Raw genomic sequence first — 17,089 nt, forward strand, 5'->3', positions numbered from 1 at the left:
TCTTCTCGCGCCGCGGCTTGGGTGGCGGCAGTAACGGCTCGATCAGTGTCCACAATTCATCGTCGATGATCGGCTTGGCCATCTCCTCGGTCTCGGTTGTTCCGATGCCTGAGGTTAACAGCTCGCCGCGAAAGTTAACAGCCCCACTTGGCCTTTTTGAAACCGTTTCTAAGGAGCGTGTCGCGCTCGCCGACGGCTATCGCGAGTCGAAGGAATCGTGGGTCGAGTTGCTGCTGGACCTGAAGGCTCGTGGTTTGCAAGCCGGCCCGCTGCTGGCTTGTGGCGACGGTGCGATGGGCTTGTGGGCGGCGCTCGAGGAAGTGTTCCCGCAGACGCGGCACCAGCGCTGCTGGTTTCACAAGATCGGCAACGTGCTCAACGCCTTGCCGAAGTCGCAACAGAGCAAGGCCAAGGTAGCGCTCGCGGAGATCTGGAACGCGGCGACGCGCGCCGATGCGATCGTCGCCTACGATCACTTCGTCGCGACCTATACGGTCAAATATCCGAAAGCTGCCGAGAAGATCACGAAGGATCGCGACGATCTGCTCGCGTTCTACGACTTCCCGGCCGAGCACTGGCAACACGTGCGCACGACGGATCCGATCGAGTCGACCTTCGCGACAGTCCGCCATCGCACGACCCGCACGCGCAACTGTCTATCGCGCGCGACATTCCTTGGCATGGCCTTCAAGCTCATCGAAGCAGCTGAGCAGTCGTGGCGCCGCATTCGCGGTGTCGACAAGATCGGACAGCTCTTGAAAGGCGTGCCCTTCAAGGACGGAACACCGGTGACCGAGAGCGCGCCGGCTTCTGCGCAACCGCTTGCCGCCTGATCATGCCAGCCGACCGTCGTACACCACATTTGACATTAGCTCCTTGCATGATGGATTCTCCCAAAAAAGCACCCTACAAGCGTAACCCTCGCTCGTGAGGCGGGGATGACCATCTCATTAAATCTGACAGGCTCTGGCTTGTGTTAGCAGATCTTAGTCGCACCTCATCAGGTTTCAATCAGGATCGCAATAAGGGCCTCGAGTAGTCTTGCAATCAAGTCTCGGTGCCTGCCTGTCGCTGGATCGCATGTCAATCCACACGCTTCCAGCTGGTGCTTATACTCCGACCGAAGGGACACATGCTCAAGAAATTTTCCAATGGGTTCACATCCCGGCCAGAGTTACTGATCGTGGCGTTGATGATCACGATCATCGCGATGCTGATCATTCCGATGCCGACATGGGTGATCGATTTCTTGATCGGCCTGAACATCGTCATTGCGATTCTCGTTTTCATGGGTTCCTTTTACATTGAGCGGATTCTAGACTTTTCTACGTTTCCTTCGATTCTGCTCATTACGACCCTGTTCCGCCTCGCGCTCTCCATCAGCACCAGTCGTCTGATCCTGCTCAACGCCGATGCGGGGCACATCATTGCCACCTTTGGCCGCTTCGTAATCGGCGATAGCCTAGTGGTCGGTTTTGTCGTGTTCTCGATCGTCACGATTGTGCAGTTTATCGTGATCACGAAGGGCTCGGAACGGGTTGCAGAAGTCGCCGCGCGGTTCTCGTTGGACGGGATGCCGGGCAAGCAGATGAGTATCGATAGCGATCTGAAGGCCGGGATCATCGATGCAGAACAGGCGCGAGAACGCCGTAGCGTACTTGAACGCGAGAGTCAACTGTATGGATCATTTGACGGCGCGATGAAGTTCATCAAGGGTGATGCTATCGCCGGCATCATCATTGCACTGGTCAACCTGGTCGGCGGTATTTCGGTGGGTGTGCTGCAGCAAGGCATGGATATGTCGCAAGCGCTGAACACGTACACGATGCTGACTATTGGGGACGGCCTTGTGGCGCAGGTTCCGTCGTTGCTGATCTCGATCGGTGCCGGCTTCATCGTTACCCGGGTGAACGGAAGCGACACCAATATGGGTCGCAATATTATGAGCCAGCTGCTCGGCAAGCCGTTTGTGCTGCTCGTAGCGGCGCTGCTTGCACTGTCGATCGGGATGCTACCCGGCTTTCCTCTACCGGTGTTCGCGCTGATCGCTTCGTCTCTTGGCGGCCTGTACGGCCTGCGAATGTGGCGCGAGAAGCGTGCGAAGGTGCCGGCAGCCGGCGAAACTGCGTTGACCTCCTTCGACGAGAGCGAATCGCCAGAGCTCCCCGATATGGAGGCGCTGCCGGCTGAAGCCGTGCCGTTCATTCTGTTGCTGTCCCAGGCGCGTGCGGCTAGTCTCGACGCCGCTGCGTTGATGCAGCGTTTCCGCAGTCGCTTTTTCCTCGACTATGGTGTCACTATCCCTGATTTCGTCGTTCGGCATTCGCCCGGTGTCGATGAGCATGGTGTCGTGTTAATGATTAACGAAATACGCGCTGCGCAAATGGAGATCCACTTCGAGCGCGTTCGCATCGTCAATCCGGCGGATACGTTGGCCGGATTGCAATTATCGCTGGAGCGAACGGCGGACGGTAGCGTGTGGGCGCTGATTCAGGATCAGACAACCTTACAGAAGATGGGCATGCAGACGCGCTCGGCGGAAGAGGAGTTGTATCGCGTGATGGCCGGCGTTATGACCCGTCACATCACAGAGTTTTTTGGTGTGCAGGAAACCAAGAACACGCTAGACAAACTGGAAGCCAAATATCCAGATCTACTCAAGGAAACCTATCGCCATGCAACGGTGCAGCGCATTTCTGAAGTGATCCAGCGCTTGCTTGGCGAGCGTATTTCGATCCGCAATATGAAGCTCGTGCTGGAGGCGCTCGCGCAATGGGCGCCGCGTGAAAAGGATGTGCTGTCTTTGGTTGAGCACGTCCGCGGAAATTTGGCGCGGTACATCAGTCACAAGTTCGCAATCGGCGGCGAGCTGCGCGCGTTGGTGGTGTCGGCGGAAACTGAGGAAGCGGTTCGTCAGGGTATCCGCGAAACATCGGCCGGCGTTTTCCTGAATCTCGCGCCAGCCGAGGCCGCCACGGTGACCGATGCTTTTGCGGCTGCGTTGCAGACCACCACCCTGGCTCAACGCGACATGGTAGTGCTTACGTCGGTAGATGTACGCCGTTTCATCAAAAAACTGCTCGAGAACCAGTTCGAGGAACTGGAGGTCATCTCGTTCGCGGAGGTGTCCGATGGCGTTGCAATCAATGTAATAAAAACCATTTAAGGAAAACGTAGAGATGCAAGCCAATTTGCCTCAACTCGTGCGCGACGCACTGAATGTCATGGGCTGTGATCCGTCTCTGATTGGCGAAATGGACGCTCACGCGCCAATCGCGTTTGAATTTCGTGATCGGCCACAGTTTTTCCTGGGGGACTTAAACAAGGGAGTATGGCTGTGGTGCCCTATCGCCGAGTATCGGCCGTCGGTCATCAAGTCCGCGGCGGCGGATTTGATCGAGTTGATGTTCGAGCCCGTTGATTTCACTGTGAATGGATACCTGATGTTGGTGCGTGACGAAGACGAGCAGCTTGTAGTACAGGCTTTGCTGTGTCACGAGGTGATGGAGAGCCCCGAATTGATGGCCGGGGCGCTCAACACGTTCTTTGAGCGTGTTGAATCATTCTCGAAGGCGCTCATTCAGTGACTACGCCGACTCTTCTGCGCCGTGGCGCGCATCTCGTCAGCCAGCACGGGTCCATTATCGAGGCTTCGTTGCAAGGCGTCGCGGTGGGCGAGGTTTGCGAATTGCGCGCGTCGCCGGACATGACTGAGATATGTGGCCGTGCTCAGGTTGTCGGCTTCAAGGAGGACAGGACCGTTCTCAGCCTGATGGGTTCACCGCAAGGCTTGTCCCGGGCCACTGTCATCATGCCGACTGGTGCTGGTTTGACGGCACGTATCGGAGACCATCTGGCCGGATGTGTTGTCAATGCGGCTGGCGATGTGGTTGAGCGACTGGCCGGCGAATCGGGGCTGATGGCCAGTGAAGCGCGTTCGGTGGACACGGCTCCGCCGGTCTATTCGGAACGGTTGCCTGTTGAAACACCGCTGAACACCGGAATCCGTGCGATCGACGGCTTGCTCACCTGTGGGCTCGGCCAGCGGCTGGGCATCTTCGCGGCAGCCGGTTGCGGCAAGACTTCGCTGATGAGCATGCTGATCAATCACGGTGAGGCCGATCTGTTCGTGATCGGGTTGATCGGTGAACGCGGTCGCGAAGTAACGGAGTTCGTGACTCACTTGCGGAAATCGGGATCTGGTGCGCGGTGCGTGCTGGTTTATGCGACGTCGGACCAGGCACCGGTCGATCGCTGCAACGCAGCATTGCTGGCTACGACCGTTGCCGAATATTTCCGAAGTCAGGGGGACAACGTAGTGCTGTTCATCGATTCGATGACGCGCTATGCGCGTGCGTTGCGTGACGTTGCGTTAGCCGCCGGCGAAATGCCGGCACGGCGCGGCTATCCGGCTTCAGTCTTTGACGCGTTGCCGCGGATTCTGGAGCGCCCTGGGTTGACGCGCCAAGGCAGCATCTCGGCGTTCTACACCGTGTTGCTGGAAAGTGAAGATGAAGTCGATCCGATCGGAGAGGAAATCAAGTCCATTCTGGACGGGCACATTTATCTAAGCCGCAAGCTGGCGGCGCGTAACCACTACCCAGCCATTGACGTATTGCGCAGCGCCAGCCGCGTGGCCGGCTCGGTTATGTCTGCGGAGCAGCAGGAGCTTGTCGGCCAAATACGGACTGTGTTGTCGCGACTTGAGGGGTTACAGGTCTATGTAGATCTCGGTGAATACCATCGCGGCGAAAACCCTGACAACGACCGAATCATGCAACTTCAGGAACCGCTTGATGTGTTCCTTAGGCAGCGTGCGGACGAACGGGGGGTGACTGGCGCGAGGCTGCTGGAGGTAATGAGCGATGCCATTAGCTAAGGCGCGTAATCTCGTGAGGTTGAGTGAGAGCCGGGTTCAGCGTGGACGCAAACACGTCGCTATTGCCGAACGCGACATGGAGCGGGCGCGCAAGGCCGTTGCCGATGCGAAGGCCGTGCGTGACGGGCTGGTTGCGCTGCGAAATACCCGTAACGCGGACGGTGAAGTACTGGATCGACAAGCATTGTTTACGCAGCGGCGGCGCCTGGCCGTCGTGCAACAGCAAATTCATGAACACACGCTAGTGCAGCGGGACGCGAAGGAACGTGAGGATGCCTGCGTGACTGCAATGCGCGAGGCTGAGCAGCGTATGTCGGTGCTTCAGCGCCGGAATGAGAAGTACCAGCGGTGGCTGACGCGATTGAAAAGGGAGCGCAGTCGAATGAGGCTTCGCGAAGAGGACTCGATGATTGAGGAGCTTGTGACATGTCGCAGACAGGATTGAATGCAACGATTCCGGCTCATGCTTCCGGGAGCATCGCGCCCGAGCAAGATGTTGAGCAAAATTCTGAGCACAAACGCAAAGACCATCGCCGCCAGTCGAAGCAAACGTTCGAGCAGAACGTTATGCAGATGTGGCAACGCTTGCCGGAAGACCAGCGAATGACGTTGACGAGTGCGGGGGGGCAGGATGTACACGACGCTGCTCGGGAAACGTCGCTTAATCAGAATGGCAGCTTCAAGAAGCAGTCTGGGCATGATACCGGATCATCATCGCGTAATGGTTGTGCTGTAAGCGACGCGAGTGAACGATTCGCATTGACGCAGCGGCATACTGGCCGCAATGAAAGCGGTGCCCGCGAACCAGGTCGACACGATTTCGATGCGGGCGCGAATGCCGTCGGACATGAAGACACGCAAGCCGATTCGATGCGCGATGCTCGGGATACGCCAAAGCAATCACCGTTTGCGCAGCTGAATCCGTTCTCAGTCGGCGCGGCAGATACGGCGACGTCTTCCGACGAGCACCGGCGCGCCGTGCTTCAGGGCGCCGCCACAGAATCCATTGCGGGCGCCGCGCTTCCCATTCAGTCAAAAACGATGGTACACGCTAGTAATAGCGAACATTCCACGCCACCCGCGCCGCAGCAGGCGAATGTACTCAGGCGGGCAGTGGCGATGTCCCGCGAATCATCGTCGGAGCCTCAAGGTCTGGTTTGGAATTTTCAGAGCTGGGGAGACCTACGCTATGTGCGTATCGAACAAACGGCGGGCGTCGGCCTGTTGTTGCGTCCATCCGATGCGCAAGTCGGGCAGCGGTTGCACGATGCGCTGTCCCAGTCCGGCAAGCCGCACTGGCAACTCGCGGGCGAAGGTGAGCAGCATTCCGACGGGCATGGCAAGCACGCGCGGGATGACGGCCGAGACGAGGAGGACGCGTGAATTTCGAGTCGGTTTCCGCTTCATTGCGTCGATCAGATTTGAGATTACGGCGGGTGGCGCAACAAGACTTGATGCGTCGACAGCAGGTTTTGCATTTGCAGCGGGCCGGGTATGGCGATGTGCGTGAAGCTCGCCCTCCTCGCCATGCCGATTACATACGGGTGGACATCGACAGTCCGGGCGGCAAATGGTCGGGCTGGGTTCCACTATTGCCATGGCTGGCTGGGATTGCGCCAGACTGGGCTGGACTAGGCGGTGCGGCGCGGTCTCCTCGCATTGTGCTGACACTGTTCGATGCCCAGCCTCAGGCGCTGACGGGACCCGGCCCGTGGTTTGAAGGATGTCAGGCCCGCGCGCTTGTGATCGAAACTGGTGAAAATCTTCCCAATCAATTGCTGCAATTGCCTTTTGCTACAGGGCATATGTACTGCTCGTCTTTGCCGGAAAGTTTGATGCCACGCGAGGCACTGTCCGCTGACATAGTGCCGACGTTGCCGGTGCCGCTGGATTGGCTTTTGGGCGTCAGCGCGGTCAGCCTCCGCGTGTTACGACGAATGCGGCCCGGTGATGTCATGCTGATTACCGACGCGCGGTGCCGTGTCCACAGTCAAGGCATGGCGCTGTTCGATTATGTGGTGACCGAAGAGGGAGTGGTAATGGAAAATTTGATAGAAAACGCAAAGGAGCTTGAAGTCGAAGCACCGGTGACGTCATCCTCATTCAACATCGAACGTTTGCCTCTGACGGTCGAATTCGTGCTTCAGCAGAGCACGGTGACATTGACTACGTTGCAGCGCATGGAACCCGGGCAGGTCTTCCCGATGGAGTCTGACGCTGCGCGCAGGGTTCGACTCCGCGTGAACGGACAATGGGCAGCGCAGGGCGAACTAGTGCAGCTCGACGCTGGCTTGGGCGTGGAGCTGACGGAGATCTTTATGGAGCGCGGCGATGTCGAATGACATTTCGCTGATCGCCGTACTGGCGCTAGCGACGCTCGTGCCTTATCTGGTGGCCTGTGGAACTTGCTATGCGAAGATTTCGATCGTATTCAACATCGTGCGCAACGCGCTCGGCTTGCAGCAAGTGCCGTCCAATCTGGTGTTGAACGGCGTGGCGCTGATGCTGTCCGCATTCGCGATGATGCCGATTGCCCGCCAGGCTTACGCTTACTACGCGGAGCAAGGCATTCAGGTAAACAGCGTGACGTCAATTGTGCAATTCGTCGAAGAGGGCCTGGGTGGATATAAGGGTTACCTGAAACGGTATGCCGACCCTGGCCTTGTCCAATTCTTCGGCCGGATTGAAGATGACCGCAACATCGTGGCACGAGGCAAAACGTCGCCCGATGAGCAAGCAAATGACGCGAGCGACTCGCTGACCATATTGCTACCAGCTTATGCGTTGAGTGAACTCAAGAGTGCGTTCAAGATCGGCTTCTATATCTATCTTCCTTTTGTGGTCGTCGATCTCCTTGTGTCGAGCATCCTGCTGGCGCTGGGAATGATGATGATGAGTCCAGTCACGATCTCGACCCCGATCAAACTACTACTGTTCGTCGCGATGGATGGCTGGTCTCTACTGTCTGAAGGACTGATCAAGCAGTACCTAGCGCTAGGGCATCACCACTAGGAGCGGACTTGGACAATCTCGTTTTCGCTGGCAATAAGGCGCTGTATCTGATGTTGGTCATGTCGGCTGGCCCGATAGTGGTGGCCACCGTGGTTGGCTTGCTGGTGGGAATCGTGCAGACCGTGACGCAGTTGCAAGAGCAAACGTTGGCGTTTGGCGTCAAGCTCGTGGCCGTGTCGCTGACACTGTTCCTGATGTCCGGCTGGCTTGGCGAACGGATGCTGAATTTCGGTCGTGAAGTGCTTGCGTTGGCGTTGAACTGACGATGCTGACATACGACATCTTGACCTGGACCGGCTGGTTGGCACTTGGGTTCGTGAGAATCTCGCCGGTGTTCTACCTGCTGCCGTTCCTGAACAGCGATGTGCTGACCGGCTCTGTGCGCAATGCGTTGATCGCGCTGGTCGTGATTGGCTTAATGCCGTTCCATGGTGACGCGCTGCCAGCGGTAACGGGCCACATTCCGTTCTATTCTGGCCTGATCGTTCGTGAGTTTATCGTCGGCATTCTGCTTGGATTGATGCTAGGTGTGCCGTTCTGGGCGTTTCACGCGCTCGGCTGCATCATCGATAACCAGCGCGGAGCGACCATCAGCAGCAGCATGGATCCAGCCAATGGTGTCGAAACGTCTGAACTCGCAGGTTTCCTGAACGTATTTTCCGCAGCGATCTATCTGCAGCGCGATGGTCTGGTTCTGATGATGCGAACCCTCGCTGACAGCTATCGGATCATGCCGCTAACAGGTGAATTCCATCTGGCGCTGTATCCCGTGCTCACGTTGATCGGTGAAACCGTGTGGAATGGGGCCGTACTAGCTTCGCCCGTGCTGATCACGCTGCTGTTGACTGAAACCGTACTCGGGTTGCTGTCGCGGTTTGCACCGCAACTGAATGCATTCTCAGTGTCGATGACAGTCAAGAGCCTGATCGCAATATTCGTGATGCTTCTGTACTTCGGTCCGGAATTGCCACATCGAATGATGGCTTTGGCCGCACCGCCATCTCTCGCCCGTTGGATCACGGGGGGGTGAACACATGTCAGCGAACAAGACCGAGAAACCGACACCCAAGCGCCTGCGAGACGCGGGTCGCAAGGGGCAGACCTTCAAACCAAAAGACCTGTTCATCCTGGTTCTGTTGCTGTGCGGAGCAGCGTATCTGTTATCCGGAATGCCACTCACGCCGATACGTGATCTGTTCGTGGGTCTGGTCCAGCGCAACTTCGACGTATCGCCACAGGCATTTATTGTCGTGGCGGCCGAGACGTTCTTCCGTCTGGCATTGCCTTTCGTGGGGATGTGCGTGATTGCTGGCGCGTTGCCATCGCTGCTGCTGAACCGGTTTTCAATGGCGACGGAAGCCTTGAAGCCCAATTTGGGCGCGTTGAATCCGATGAAGGGATTCAAGAAGATTTTCAGTATTCGCACGATCAAGGATGCGGTCAAGAGCGTGCTGTATTTGATCGTTATCGCATCGGTCGTGCCCGTGTTCTGGCATCTGCACCGACACGAAGCGTATGCGCAGCTTGACTCGACAAGAGTCACGGATCTGTTCGCAGTATGGCGCGACATGGCGTGGGATCTCTTCTGCCTGCTGCTGCTCAGCATAGCGGTGGTGGTGGTGCTTGATGCGCTCGCCGAGTATTTTCTGTTCATGAAAGACATGATGATGGATCGGGAAGAAATCAAGCGCGAGTACAAGGAGCAGGAAGGCAATCCGGAAGTTAAATCGCGCCGGCGCGAGGTGCACATGGAAATCCTTTCCGAGCAAGTCAAGTCGGACGTCGCGAAATCGAAGTTCATCGTCGCGAACCCGACGCACATATCGGTCGGTATTTACTTCAATCCGGAAATCGTGCCGCTGCCTTTTGTGTCGCTGATGGAAACCAATCAGCGAGCACTGGCAGTGCAAGCGTACGCGAGGAAGATGGGGGTGCCCATCATTCGGAATGTGCCGCTGGCGCGCAAAATATTCCGAACGACCAAGCGGTACAGCTTCGTCAACCTCGACGAGCTTCAGGAGATCCTGCAGATTCTAAAGTGGCTCGAGGATGTCGAGAAGGCGGGAGGGGTTCCTCTCTCATCGTTCTGATCGAGTAAGCGTTTCATGGAGTTATCTGAAATGAATCGGAAGGCATCTAGAAACAATACTGAACCATCTATGCGGCCCCATTTTGAGAAGGAGGGTTTGAGGTGCCGCTGGTTACGCGCCGATACATTCGAGATGCCGATACTACGGACTGTCCACCCATAAGCAGCCTTGCTGTGTGCCGTGGCTGTCATTCCATCTCGGGACGGCTTGACGTAAACAGCGGCCAGCTGTGAGCATCAGCTGAGTGCTGATGACACACCGAGACTCTGCTGACAGCGAAGCCCTACCTGAACCGCTTGATCAGATCCCTACCGACGAGCCCGCCTACATCATCGGTGCCGATGGCGCGCCCGATACACAGGCATGCTACGCAATGATCACGCCGGCTTCGTGTCAGTCGCGAAGCCGGCGCCAACAGGCCGCCCCCGAACCGAAACCGCGCTGGGTTGGCATTTGGTTCCATCGAATTTCTCGGTTCGATGCGATTTGCGCGGGTAATCGAGATCTAATTCTATTATGTCCGGATTGTTTTGGCTAACCAGGGTTGCAGGTGCGCGAATTAATGGTATATTTTTTGATATTGAGTAAATTTAAGCGGGGGTGTGTGGAAGATTTTTTGGGAAACGTTTCATTGTGCTCATCAGAGTCCAATCAAGATCGAAATGTGGGCTTCGGATAATATATTGATCGTATTCTGACGCCATTCCGTTTCTTGATCTCCATGATCTGTTTGTCTCTCCAAAGTGTTTATATTAAAAATAAAGGGGGGCATGCTCAAGAAGTCGGCTGAAGGATTAATCTGGCTAGAGTTGTCGAGCGTAACGCTGATGGTCGAAATCATTTCAGCGCTGGTTGGTCAAATACCAACCGGCCTGATGGATTTTAAGATCGGCCTACTCTGGCTTATGAAGATAAAATGGGCGCGCCAGGAATTCTGGGGGCTCCGTTGGAATGCGAGATGTTCCATATCGTAAAGCAATAAAATTGAAACGAAGCGGAGCCGACTCAGCAGATTTTTGCATGGCTTGACGGCAGTGAGAGAGTGGCCGCGTTTCCGTCCTCTTCACCTTGACGAACGAGCGTTTTATTAAAGTCACGCGACCTTGTCCGTGAGAGTATTTTTCAACCTGCTGCGATTCGAACGTCGCAGTATTTATAGGAGTTGAGATCCATGAGCGAGAATGTTTCGAAAGAGAACGTTGCCGCGCGCGTTCTGGATGCCGTGATGAAGGGGGCTTTGCTGAAGGATATCCACGGTGTTCCCGACGATGTGATGGAGGGCATCTATGCATTTGCATTCGATTCATATAACAAGGGGCAATTACAGCAGGCCGAGGAATTTTTCCGGTTTTTGTGTCTTTATGATTTCCGAAACGCAGACTACATGATGGGGCTGGCGGCCGTATTTCAGCTGCAGCAGCGTTATCAGCAAGCGGCCGATCTGTACACGGTGACTTACGCGCTGTCGAAGAACGATTTTCGTCCAGTGTTTCATGCGGGGCAATGCCATCTTTCGTTAGGTAAGGTGGGAAAGGCGCGACAGTATTTTGAAATGGTGGCCATGCAATGCAGGGATCAGAGCCTGCGAGATCAGGCGCAAGCTTATTTAGACGCTCTCGCCGATGCAAAGACGTCGAAAATTGAAGCAGTCGAAGACGATAACTAATGAGGAAGGCGATGAATATTCGAGTTACTCAAGATATTTCACTTTCCAGTTTGATGGGAAAGGTAAGTGAATTGTCGACGAAGGGTGATCAGCAGCAAAAAAGTACTACGTCTACCGCAAGTGATCTGAGCCAGGTCGGGCGATTGCGATCCAGCTGCTCGGGAAAGGGATTGGACCCGGAAAGTGCAAGAAAGGCGATGGAGGTAGTGGCCAATCGGCTTGCCGGTCCGATGAATGAAGCGGACGCACGCGCGCCGGGGAGCCGATCGAACGCGCCGGTTCTTGTCGCACCGAAGCGGGCTGCTGCACCCAATGAAACGGCATCGTCGTCCAACGTTGGGACTATGAATGGGTTGACCGATACCGCCAAGGAGACCTTTCTGCTCGCCTCTCTCGGGCAGTTGCTCGGTAACAGCTCATTGGATCAACTCAACAACCAGCTGGACATGCTGGATGCTCAGATGCAGAGCCAGCAAAGCGAGGCCACTCAGAACTCGGCGGCATTCAACCAAGCGGTGGAACAGGCTGACCAGGCGAAATCTGATGCGGAGAATGCAGTGAGCCAGGCTGTCCAGGCAGTCAGTACGGCAAAGAGCGACACGATTGACGCCAATAAATTGGAGGAACAACTGGCGGGCATGAGCCAAGACGATCCTGATTATGACAGCGTTAAGACAGACGCCGATGCGGCCGAAACGGCTGCCGCCAACGCGGTAAGTATGGCGAAAGAGGCGGTGAAAAACGCGGTTTCTGCCTTGAATACCTATAGCGACGCCGTCGAGCAAGCCGACAGTATTCTCGACACCTTGGCGCCAACCGCGCAGGCGCAGCTGACCCCGTCAGTTCAGTCTCATCTTTCCGATGCTGCGAAGCTGACGGCAATGATGGCCGCTTGCCTCGAAATCACCGGCAAGGCAAACGAGGACGATCTGAAGAGCAAGCTGGAGATCTTCCAGGCGATGCAGGAGAGCCGACAGGCTGACATGGAAGCCCAATCCGCCGATTTCGAGCAGCAGGTGCAGAGCCAAAAAAACATGGGTTGTATCGGCAAGCTTGTGTGTGCGGTGATATCGCTGATCGGCGTAGTCGGTGCGGCGTTTTCCGGCGGCGCTTCGCTGGCTATCGCCGCTATCGGCCTCGGCATCATGGCGACTGACAAGATCGTCAAGGCTGCAACCGGCGTCGATTTTATTGCCGAGGCGCTCAAACCGCTGCTGAATGATGTGCTCAAACCGCTGGTGCAAGCGATTTCCCATGCGGTGACTGGGCTTCTCGAAGATCTAGGCGTGAATGCAAAGACGGCATCGATGGTTGGCTCGATCGTCGGTGCCGTAGTGGGAGCCGCAGCAATGATCGCGATGATCGCTGTTGTCGCGATGGTTGGAAAAAAAGCTGCCGCGAAGCTGGCAGAGAAATTTGGGGAAGCCATTACGAAAGCGGTGGCCAAGATGGTTCCCGACGTTGTCAAGGAGGTCGCAGGCAAGATCGGAGACATGGCTGCGAGCGCGGCAGAGAAACTGTCGGAGCAGATCGGTCTCGCAGACGATCCTGAGTCGCGAAAGATTTTCGGTAAAAAGCTAGAAAAAGGTGCTCATATCGGGCGGGCAGTCGACGCAGTGAGTACGAGTGCCATCCGGGTGGTAAACAGTGTGAGCGAAAAGAATGCCGCGGACGCACTGGCCGCTCTCCATTTCGATGAAGCCATGATGGAGATGAGTCAGGCGATCTCGGAAGCAATAGATCAGTATACGCAAACGAGCAAGATGCTGAATGAAATGATGCAGCTCGCCAGTTCCGCCATGGAAGCTGAAATGCAGACCGGAATGTTCATTGGCCAGCAGACACGTGCGCTTTGAGTTTTTAATCGCTAATGTGTTTTATGCTTTATTTTTGTATTGCATTTAATCTATATGGGTGAATAATCATGTCTATTAATCCTATCCAGACCTATCAAACCCAGAATCCGGTGACCCTGAATAAGCTTCAATCGGAGTCGGTGATTTCAGATGACAGTTTGGCGTCTGTTGACAGGTCGAAGTCAAAGAAGGCATCGGAGAATCTTGCCATCCTGGTCGGTTCGGTGGCGGCTCAGACCCAGGCCGGCGCGTCAATGCTGCCCAGTGCGGTGCAATTGCGGGCCCCGGAGGGCGGCATGGCGCTTCAGGCGCTGGCTCAGCAAGTGGGCCGGCTGGCTGGAAGCCGGCCGGAGGCCGCCGTCAATGCTGGTGGTCCGGCGAACACGCAGGCTACGGAAACGTTCGCAAACATCACAACTCCGGAATACAACGATCTGATGGTGGAGCTTGAAGCAGTGATGTTGTCCGCCGCGCAGGCGAATGCCGAGTTGAGTGGCCAATTCGGCATGCTTGCACAAACTGAGGCAAAGGATGCCGCTAATAATGAAGTGAGTGCGGCGCAGAGTCAGATGACAGGTCAGATCATGGGCGCAGTTATTGGCAGTACGTTGGCGGTTGGTGCCAATGCGATGACTGTTTCTTCGCTTGATCGCGAGGCGAAATCGATCGACAAGAATCTCCGCCCTGCAAGCGGGCTCGAAAGCGCTGCAGAAAATGGGCGCCGTGAAGGCGCGCGCGAGAACAACTTTGAGGATCTCTTGTCGGCGCCGGCGGCGAAGCAAGCAGGCGATTTCAAGCTGACAGATCGAGAGGTTGGTCTTGACAGTCAGAAGATGCGCTCGCGAGCCTCGGTTGTCCAGGTGGCGGGACAGGTTGTACCGGGCGCAATCGAGAGCGGCTTCAATACGGAAGCAGCCGACGACAATTCGAACCGTGATATGGCCAATGCCACCGGCGCGGTGTTCAAGGAATTGGTCCAGGAGGCAGCTAAGCAGGACGACAACGATCGCAGCGCATTGCAGAAAGCGGCCCAACTTCTCGAAAGTTTAATGGAGCAAACCGCCGCTGCGGACGGCAGCATCGCCGGCAACATGCATGTTTAATCGTTGATTAATACCGGGTCCTTGCCATGGCGACGTGTGACCCGGACTGAGATGAGGATTGCCACCATGACAACTGGAATTGATCGTCAGATGCCGGTAGTTAACCTTAATCCGGGAAGATCGCAGGATGTACCGGCAGGCGAAGCCACTTCCGATCCGGCCAAGTCTTCGAGTAAGGGGAAGGCCTCCAATGCTGGTAAATCCGCAGGTGCGGGACAAGGGGCGTCGGCAGCGCTAGGCGCGACGTCGCTATTGAGACGTTTGAGCAGTATTGGGGGCATGCTCCAATCGAGTCGGTTGCCGACCAACGCGACGGGGATGCGTTCCGCCAAGCAAGTCCAGGGTGCACACGTGCAGATGACCCTGGCTGTCCACAAACTGTGTGGGGTGCTGCTCGACGCGAATCAAATATCCGGTTTCGGATCCGAGCTTAAGGTGGCTTATGTTGCAGCGGGTGGTGGTGCCATCGTTGCAGCGAATGATGAAGGATCTTCATCGGACAGTGATTTTTCAGATTTCGGATTTTGCAATGACCTGGCGGAAGCTATCGGTGATATCGAATCAAATTACCTAGACGACTACTTTACTGCCATGGAAGGTTATTTGGAATTTTTTGAGGCCTTCACCAACGTCGTTAGTGAATTGGGGGGGGATGTCAAGATGGATAGTGATTCAAATTATGTTGATTTTAATATCGGATCGCTGATTAATGATTTGAATGGACTTATTAAAAATGTTAATGATGGAACCCTAGGTGTTCTTGGAACGTTCGATAGTAAATCGGATGCGGATGCATTTGCCAAGGCTTTGGGCTTGCCGTCCAGCTGCGTATCTGATGAGGGTGGTAGTTACGAAGTTAAAGTGGATATTACGCCGCTGACGGAAATGGTTGGCGATCTAACGAGCCTGGAAAGTAATTCGACAAGCATCGGAAACGGAGATTACAAGGTTGATACGGCAGCATTCCAAGCATGGGAGGACGGATTTGATGCTCAGAAAGACCAGGTTCAAAATTCGGTGCAAGTATTGAGCCAAAAATGTAATCAGGCCAATTCAATTTTCGATAATCTTGTCAAAGTCCTGAGCTCAACCATCACATCCATGGCTGACACCGATAAGACATTCCTGCAGTCGTGATAAGGGGATATTTTGTCGGGGTGTTGCGTGTCGATGGAGTGTCGGGGTGAAGGAGTTATGTGTGATTGAAATATATTGGGGGTAGATTATGGGTGGCACGATTTCTGGGTCAGCATTTTCCCGTGAGTTCCCGTCAAGTTATTATAAAGGTGGTGAAGGGCGGGCGGGGTTTGAGGGTTTATTTAATGGAGTTTCTTCGGTCGTTGAGAAATCAATAAAGGCGACCATGACGCCATCAACTTCCGTGAATGATGTTTTTCGATCTGATGTTACTTCGGTGAAAAGTGCAGATCAAAAACTTGCAGAAAATGGAAGGGGGGGGCATCAGAGTTCGATCATGTCGAAAGAGAGCGCTTCGAAGATATTGAAAGAGCTGGGTGTCGATCCTGAATCTTTCGGGTGTGGTGATAGATTGCATGAAAAATTGCAAAATAAGTTGGTGGAAACTGCTTTGGGCAAGGCGGAGACGCGAGTTGGCAAGAAAAATGACTTGCTGACTGAGCGTATGCGTAATTCTCCAGTGGCGCGTGCTCAACTGGAAACGTTTGCTACCACGGTGACATGCTTGAAAATGTTTCTGGCAGAGTCGGCCTCCGGTAGTAACGCAGCTGAGAGTGCCGACCGGAAATTGGACGGGCTGATGGCTAGGTATGCCGATCTCGCTGTCAGAAATCCCAAGGCTTTCGGTCCGACCCATACACACGACAGCTCCGCCGTTAAGGGGGGGAGAGATCGCGAAAATCTGGAACAAAAGCTAAATGAAATTATGTCAGATTTTAAACCGAAAGACGTTCAAAAATTCGTGTGTGACAAGGTGCTGGATCCGATCCGGACCCTCACCTACGGGGAGCAAAAGGAATCGATGTGGCAAGTGGTGATGCAACAGAAGAACGAACCGCACCTGAGATCTTTCGGATCGGCGTTTGACGCTGAAAAGGGCTATTTGGAGCATGGGCTAAACGTGGTGCAGTTACTCCAGATATGTCATGAATTGAATACGCGAGCACCTGATAGTCTGATTCCTAAGCAGACCAAACCGGATAACAAGGTCCCGGACCGTGATGCCGGGCCGGTAATTAATATCACGATTGGCGATATTTCGTTCGATAGTCATGATGTACACGTCAACGTGAATGTAGGTCAGGATGTGCAAGCAGCGCCGGCGGAGCCGGTTTTGACTCCGGTGGAAATCGTTACCGCGAGGGCGTCGGAAGTACTGCCGGGTGAGCCGTGGGAAGAAGCCTTTGAATTGACCTCAATAACACAGCCGAAGGCTGACATTCTACGGTACAGGAAGCGATCGCCCGCGTCGGAGCCTAAGCCGGTACAGCCGCGATATGCTGAGG

Annotated in this window: 15 protein-coding genes and 2 pseudogenes; 16 read left to right on the forward strand and 1 reads right to left on the reverse strand. The window is 55.2% G+C overall.

Annotated elements, in window-relative coordinates; translation table 11 throughout:
* Positions 1 to 82: pseudogene (locus VL15_RS42460) on the reverse strand (IS5/IS1182 family transposase); the annotation flags it as partial.
* Between the two features lie 85 nt (positions 83 to 167).
* Between VL15_RS42460 and VL15_RS38210 the strand changes: the two are divergent.
* From VL15_RS38210 to VL15_RS42470, 16 genes and pseudogenes are all read left to right on the forward strand, one after another.
* Positions 168 to 833, forward strand: a pseudogene (locus tag VL15_RS38210) (IS256 family transposase); the annotation flags it as partial.
* Between the two features lie 299 nt (positions 834 to 1,132).
* Positions 1,133 to 3,166, forward strand: a complete 2,034-nt coding sequence (locus tag VL15_RS38215; protein ID WP_048252075.1) for an EscV/YscV/HrcV family type III secretion system export apparatus protein — start codon at positions 1,133 to 1,135, stop codon at positions 3,164 to 3,166.
* A gap of 13 nt (positions 3,167 to 3,179) precedes the next feature.
* Positions 3,180 to 3,587, forward strand: coding sequence for a hypothetical protein (locus VL15_RS38220; RefSeq protein ID WP_048252076.1), 408 nt, complete (start codon positions 3,180 to 3,182; stop codon positions 3,585 to 3,587).
* Positions 3,584 to 4,879: a type III secretion system ATPase SctN gene (gene sctN, locus VL15_RS38225; protein ID WP_048252077.1), complete on the forward strand. Its 1,296-nt coding sequence runs from the start codon at positions 3,584 to 3,586 to the stop codon at positions 4,877 to 4,879. Before VL15_RS38220 ends, sctN begins: the two co-directional genes overlap by 4 nt.
* Complete coding sequence (locus VL15_RS38230) at positions 4,866 to 5,324, forward strand: hypothetical protein (RefSeq protein WP_080971113.1); 459 nt, start codon at positions 4,866 to 4,868, stop codon at positions 5,322 to 5,324. The genes sctN and VL15_RS38230 overlap by 14 nt, the downstream gene beginning before the upstream one ends.
* Positions 5,306 to 6,262: a type III secretion system needle length determinant, SpaN/EivJ family gene (locus VL15_RS42465; protein WP_155420415.1), complete on the forward strand. Its 957-nt coding sequence runs from the start codon at positions 5,306 to 5,308 to the stop codon at positions 6,260 to 6,262. Before VL15_RS38230 ends, VL15_RS42465 begins: the two co-directional genes overlap by 19 nt.
* Complete coding sequence (locus tag VL15_RS41470; protein WP_155420416.1) at positions 6,259 to 7,221, forward strand: FliM/FliN family flagellar motor switch protein; 963 nt, start codon at positions 6,259 to 6,261, stop codon at positions 7,219 to 7,221. Before VL15_RS42465 ends, VL15_RS41470 begins: the two co-directional genes overlap by 4 nt.
* Complete coding sequence (locus VL15_RS38245) at positions 7,211 to 7,891, forward strand: EscR/YscR/HrcR family type III secretion system export apparatus protein (RefSeq protein WP_048252081.1); 681 nt, start codon at positions 7,211 to 7,213, stop codon at positions 7,889 to 7,891. The genes VL15_RS41470 and VL15_RS38245 overlap by 11 nt, the downstream gene beginning before the upstream one ends.
* A gap of 8 nt (positions 7,892 to 7,899) precedes the next feature.
* On the forward strand, positions 7,900 to 8,154 hold the full coding sequence (locus VL15_RS38250; RefSeq protein WP_048252082.1) for an EscS/YscS/HrcS family type III secretion system export apparatus protein: 255 nt from the start codon (positions 7,900 to 7,902) through the stop codon (positions 8,152 to 8,154).
* A gap of 2 nt (positions 8,155 to 8,156) precedes the next feature.
* The gene (sctT, locus tag VL15_RS38255; protein WP_048252083.1) at positions 8,157 to 8,921 is read left to right on the forward strand and encodes a type III secretion system export apparatus subunit SctT; all 765 of its coding nucleotides are present in this window, start codon (positions 8,157 to 8,159) and stop codon (positions 8,919 to 8,921) included.
* 4 nt (positions 8,922 to 8,925) lie between these two features.
* The gene (locus tag VL15_RS38260; RefSeq protein WP_048252084.1) at positions 8,926 to 9,981 is read left to right on the forward strand and encodes an EscU/YscU/HrcU family type III secretion system export apparatus switch protein; all 1,056 of its coding nucleotides are present in this window, start codon (positions 8,926 to 8,928) and stop codon (positions 9,979 to 9,981) included.
* 1,171 nt (positions 9,982 to 11,152) lie between these two features.
* A complete protein-coding gene (sicA, locus tag VL15_RS38270; RefSeq protein ID WP_048252086.1) occupies positions 11,153 to 11,647 on the forward strand; it encodes a type III secretion system translocator chaperone SicA in 495 nt (164 codons plus the stop codon).
* An 11-nt stretch (positions 11,648 to 11,658) separates the two neighbouring features.
* The gene (gene sctE / locus VL15_RS38275; protein ID WP_196319684.1) at positions 11,659 to 13,503 is read left to right on the forward strand and encodes a type III secretion system translocon subunit SctE; all 1,845 of its coding nucleotides are present in this window, start codon (positions 11,659 to 11,661) and stop codon (positions 13,501 to 13,503) included.
* 68 nt (positions 13,504 to 13,571) lie between these two features.
* Positions 13,572 to 14,606, forward strand: a complete 1,035-nt coding sequence (locus VL15_RS38280) for an IpaC/SipC family type III secretion system effector (protein ID WP_048252088.1) — start codon at positions 13,572 to 13,574, stop codon at positions 14,604 to 14,606.
* Between the two features lie 66 nt (positions 14,607 to 14,672).
* Positions 14,673 to 15,743, forward strand: coding sequence for an IpaD/SipD/SspD family type III secretion system needle tip protein (locus VL15_RS38285; RefSeq protein ID WP_196319685.1), 1,071 nt, complete (start codon positions 14,673 to 14,675; stop codon positions 15,741 to 15,743).
* Positions 15,744 to 15,831: 88 nt separating this feature from the next.
* The coding region (locus tag VL15_RS42470; RefSeq protein WP_155420417.1) for a hypothetical protein at positions 15,832 to 17,089 on the forward strand (1,258 nt) is incomplete at its 3' end.

Origin of the sequence: Burkholderia cepacia, assembly GCF_001039005.1 — a bacterium.
Lineage (GTDB): Bacteria > Pseudomonadota > Gammaproteobacteria > Burkholderiales > Burkholderiaceae > Burkholderia > Burkholderia theae.

Coding starts and splice junctions, on each gene's coding strand:
- sctE (WP_196319684.1), top strand. CDS start 11,659: ATGAATATTCGAGTTACTCAAGATATTTCACTTTCCAGTTTGATGGGA.
- VL15_RS38215 (WP_048252075.1), top strand. CDS start 1,133: ATGCTCAAGAAATTTTCCAATGGGTTCACATCCCGGCCAGAGTTACTG.
- VL15_RS38285 (WP_196319685.1), top strand. CDS start 14,673: ATGACAACTGGAATTGATCGTCAGATGCCGGTAGTTAACCTTAATCCG.
- VL15_RS38220 (WP_048252076.1), top strand. CDS start 3,180: ATGCAAGCCAATTTGCCTCAACTCGTGCGCGACGCACTGAATGTCATG.
- VL15_RS38245 (WP_048252081.1), top strand. CDS start 7,211: ATGTCGAATGACATTTCGCTGATCGCCGTACTGGCGCTAGCGACGCTC.
- VL15_RS38280 (WP_048252088.1), top strand. CDS start 13,572: ATGTCTATTAATCCTATCCAGACCTATCAAACCCAGAATCCGGTGACC.
- sctT (WP_048252083.1), top strand. CDS start 8,157: ATGCTGACATACGACATCTTGACCTGGACCGGCTGGTTGGCACTTGGG.
- VL15_RS42465 (WP_155420415.1), top strand. CDS start 5,306: ATGTCGCAGACAGGATTGAATGCAACGATTCCGGCTCATGCTTCCGGG.
- VL15_RS38230 (WP_080971113.1), top strand. CDS start 4,866: ATGCCATTAGCTAAGGCGCGTAATCTCGTGAGGTTGAGTGAGAGCCGG.
- sicA (WP_048252086.1), top strand. CDS start 11,153: ATGAGCGAGAATGTTTCGAAAGAGAACGTTGCCGCGCGCGTTCTGGAT.
- VL15_RS38260 (WP_048252084.1), top strand. CDS start 8,926: ATGTCAGCGAACAAGACCGAGAAACCGACACCCAAGCGCCTGCGAGAC.